Raw genomic sequence first — 3,447 nt, forward strand, 5'->3', positions numbered from 1 at the left:
CATGGCGGGGCCTCCTTCGGACGGCAGGGATTCCGGCCCCACCTTACCGGGCGCGGCGCCGATCCCCGGCGGCGGGCCCGGGGGACGCCGCAGGCCCGGTCACCTCCGAGAGGTGACCGGGCCTGCGGGACGCGCGGGGCGCCGTCGTCCGGGACGGACCCGGCCGCGGCGGATCAGCGCGCGTAGTACTCGACCACGAGCTGCTCCTCGCAGGTCACGGGGACCTCGGAGCGCTTCGGGCGACGGGTGAGGGTGGCGCGCAGCTTGTCGATCTCCACGGTCAGGTAGCCCGGGGTGGCGGGCAGGACCTGCTGGTGGGCGCCGGCGGCGGCCAGCTGGAAGGGGACCATCTTCTCCGAGCGCTCGTGCACGTGGATCATCTGGCCCTCCTTCACGCGGAACGAGGGGACGTCCACGCGCTTGCCGTCCACCATGATGTGGCGGTGCACGACGAGCTGACGGGCCTGCTGGATGGTGCGGGCGAAGCCGGCACGCAGCACGAGGGCGTCGAGGCGCTGCTCGAGGAGCTCGACCAGGTTCTCACCGGTCAGGCCGGCGGTGCGCTTGGCCTCCTCGAAGTAGCGGCGCATCTGGGCCTCGCGGATGTTGTACTGGGCGCGCAGACGCTGCTTCTCCTTGAGGCGCACCGCGTAGTCCGAGTCCTGCTTGCGGCGGGCACGGCCGTGCTGGCCGGGGCCGTACGGACGACGCTCCATGTACTTCTCGGCCTTGGGGGTCAGCGCGATGCCCAGGGCGCGGGAGTGCCGCACGGTGCGGCGGGTGCGAAGGTTGCCACTCATGGTGGACCTGCCTTTCCTTGACGTGCGGCACGGTTCGGGTTTGTCTCGAGGTCTCGTCCGGGCGCCGGGGCGCACGGGTCAAGGGGCCTCGAACCTGGCCTCCCCGCGATCCTGAGGAGAGCTGAGGGGCGTGCCGCCGCCCGTCATCCACTGATGCGCTGCGCGTCCCTCGCCCGGGCACGCGGGCGTCCGCGGGGATCCGAGCGAGGGGGATGCGTCCGGGGCGCAGCGCCTGCCAGACCGGTCCACCTTACCAGAGCGACGACGACGGGGCGGGCCGGGGCTCAGGCGCGCGGCGTGGCCGCGGTGCCGGGGTCCGCGCCGAGGAGCTGACCGGCCTGGTCCAGGTGGGAGGCCTCGACCAGCACGTCGTACGACTCGGCCTCCATGGTCTGCAGGGACGTGAAGTCGCGCCTGCCGCCGGTGGCCGCGTGGCCGATCGCCCCGAAGACCGCCCCCCACAGGGCGCCCAGGCCCAGGGAGATCAGCAGGATCCAGAGGAACCCGAAGCCGGGGGCGAAGATCGAGAAGAGCAGGCCGAGCAGGAGGCCGAACCACAGGCCCTGCAGCCCGCCGCGGACGGCGGCCTTGCCGGTGGTCATCCGGCCCAGGACCTGCTCCACGGAGCGCAGCCCGGTGCCCACGATGCGCACGCGCTCCACGGGGAACCCGGCGTCGGAGAGCTGGTCCACGAGGGCCTGGGCCTCGGCGTAGGCCGGGACGGAGCGCAGGATGCGGTAGTCGGCCTGCGGGAGGGCGGGGCCGCCGGCGCCGGGGCGGCCGTACGGGGCCGGCTGCTGCGCGGCGGTGTGCTGGGGGGTGGACTGCTGCGGAGTGGACTGGGTCATGGGGGCGGCTCCTTCTGTTCCTTCTGTGCGTCGGTGGTGCATGGGGGCGCGAGCGGGCGAGGAGTCGGCGGGCCGACGTCGACCGCCCCGCTCATCCCTGGACAACCGGTGATCCGGGCGTCTTTATTCCGCGCGGCCGCCCGAGGCGTCCGCCCCCGGGCCCGGCGCGCGCTCAGTCGCCGCGGATGATCCGGCGCAGCGCGGCCACCTGCTCGGTGAGCCGCTTCTCGTGTCCGATGGGCTTGGGCCGGTAATAGTCCCTCCCGACCAGGGGGTCCGGCGCGTACTGCTGACGGGCGACGGCGTGCGGCTCGTCGTGGCTGTAGACGTAGCCCTGGCCGTGGCCGAGGGCCGCCGCGCCGGGGTAGTGCGCGTCCCGCAGGTGCGCCGGCACCGCGCCCGTGTGGCCGGCCCGCACGTCCGCGATCGCCTCGTTCACGGCGGTGTAGCTCGCGTTGGACTTCGGCGCGGTGGCCAGATGCGTCACGGCCTGCGCCAGGATGATGCGTCCCTCCGGCATGCCGATCAGCTGCACGGCCTGGGCGGCGGCCACGGCGGTCTGCAGCGCGGTCGGGTCGGCCATGCCCACGTCCTCGGACGCGGAGATGATCAGCCGCCGGGCGATGAACCGGGGGTCCTCCCCCGCCTCCAGCATCCGGGCGAGGTAGTGCATCGACGCGTCCACGTCCGAGCCGCGGATGGACTTGATGAAGGCACTGATCACGTCGTAGTGCTGGTCGCCGTCCTTGTCGTAGCGCTGGACGTGGTGGTCCATCGCCTGCGCGGCGTCCTCCTCCGTGACCGCGACGGCGCCCTCCCCCGCCCGGCCGGCCTCGCGCGCCTTGTCCAGGGCGACGCCGGCCGCGGCCTCCAGCACCGTGAGCGCCCGCCTCGCGTCGCCGCCGGCCATCCGCACCAGGTAGTCCCGCGCGTCGTCCTGGAGCACCACGGCGCCGTTGAGCCCGCGCTCCTGGGTCACGGCACGGTCCAGCAGCCCGACGATGTCGTCGTCCGTGAGGGGACGCAGCGTGAGCAGCAGCGACCGGGAGAGCAGGGGTGCGATCACGGAGAAGGACGGGTTCTCCGTGGTCGCGGCCACCAGCACGACCCAGCGGTTCTCGACGCCCGGCAGCAGCGCGTCCTGCTGCGCCTTGGAGAAGCGGTGGATCTCATCGAGGAACAGGACGGTGGTGCGCCCGTAGAGGTCCCGTTCGCGCTGGGCCTGCTCCATCACCTGCCGCACGTCCTTCACACCGGCCGTGATCGCGGACAGCTCCGTGAACGTGCGCCCGGGGGCGCGGGCGATCACGTGGGCCAGCGTCGTCTTGCCGATGCCCGGAGGCCCGTAGAGGATGACCGAGCTCGGTCCCGCGGCGGAGTCCGGATCGGGCTCGGCGAGCTTGCGCAGCGGGGAGCCCGGCCGCATGAGGTGCCGCTGGCCCAGCACGTCATCCAGCGTGCGCGGGCGCATGCGCACGGCCAGCGGTGCGCCGGGGTGCGGGGCGGCCACGGTGCCGGCCGGGCCGTCGTCGTCGGCCCCGGTGTGCACGGCGCTGAAGAGGTCGTCCATCGGGTCCAGGGTAGTCCTCGGCCCGCGGGGGCGTGGGTGGCATCATGGCCGCATGAGCCCCGCCGCCCCGCGCACCGACCACACCCACGTCCTGCTGCTGCGCGGGATCACCGTAGCGGGGACGGACGGCCGAGTGCCCGCTGCCGCAGCCGGGAACGCGAGAGGTCGGAATGAGCGTCAGACCCGCCCTCATTCCGACCACTCACGTGACAGGTGGGGCCGACGCGCC

The 3,447-nt window shown here is 73.7% G+C and carries 3 protein-coding genes; all 3 read right to left on the reverse strand.

The window, feature by feature from the left end; genetic code table 11:
- Window positions 1–173: 173 nt before the first annotated feature.
- The 3 genes from rpsD to D8M29_RS10175 all read right to left on the reverse strand — a co-directional run bounded on the left by rpsD (window position 174) and on the right by D8M29_RS10175 (window position 3,218).
- The gene (rpsD, locus tag D8M29_RS10165; protein ID WP_036313685.1) at window positions 174–800 is read right to left on the reverse strand and encodes a 30S ribosomal protein S4; all 627 of its coding nucleotides are present in this window, start codon (window positions 798–800) and stop codon (window positions 174–176) included.
- A 284-nt stretch (window positions 801–1,084) separates the two neighbouring features.
- Window positions 1,085–1,648, reverse strand: a complete 564-nt coding sequence (locus D8M29_RS10170) for a general stress protein (protein WP_020621560.1) — start codon at window positions 1,646–1,648, stop codon at window positions 1,085–1,087.
- A 172-nt stretch (window positions 1,649–1,820) separates the two neighbouring features.
- Window positions 1,821–3,218 (reverse strand): replication-associated recombination protein A, encoded by a 1,398-nt coding sequence (locus D8M29_RS10175; RefSeq protein WP_127435446.1) that lies wholly within the window; start codon window positions 3,216–3,218, stop codon window positions 1,821–1,823.
- Window positions 3,219–3,447 lie beyond the last annotated feature (229 nt).

The organism is Micrococcus sp. HSID17227, assembly GCF_003989405.1.
In the GTDB taxonomy this organism is placed as follows: domain Bacteria; phylum Actinomycetota; class Actinomycetes; order Actinomycetales; family Micrococcaceae; genus Micrococcus; species Micrococcus luteus.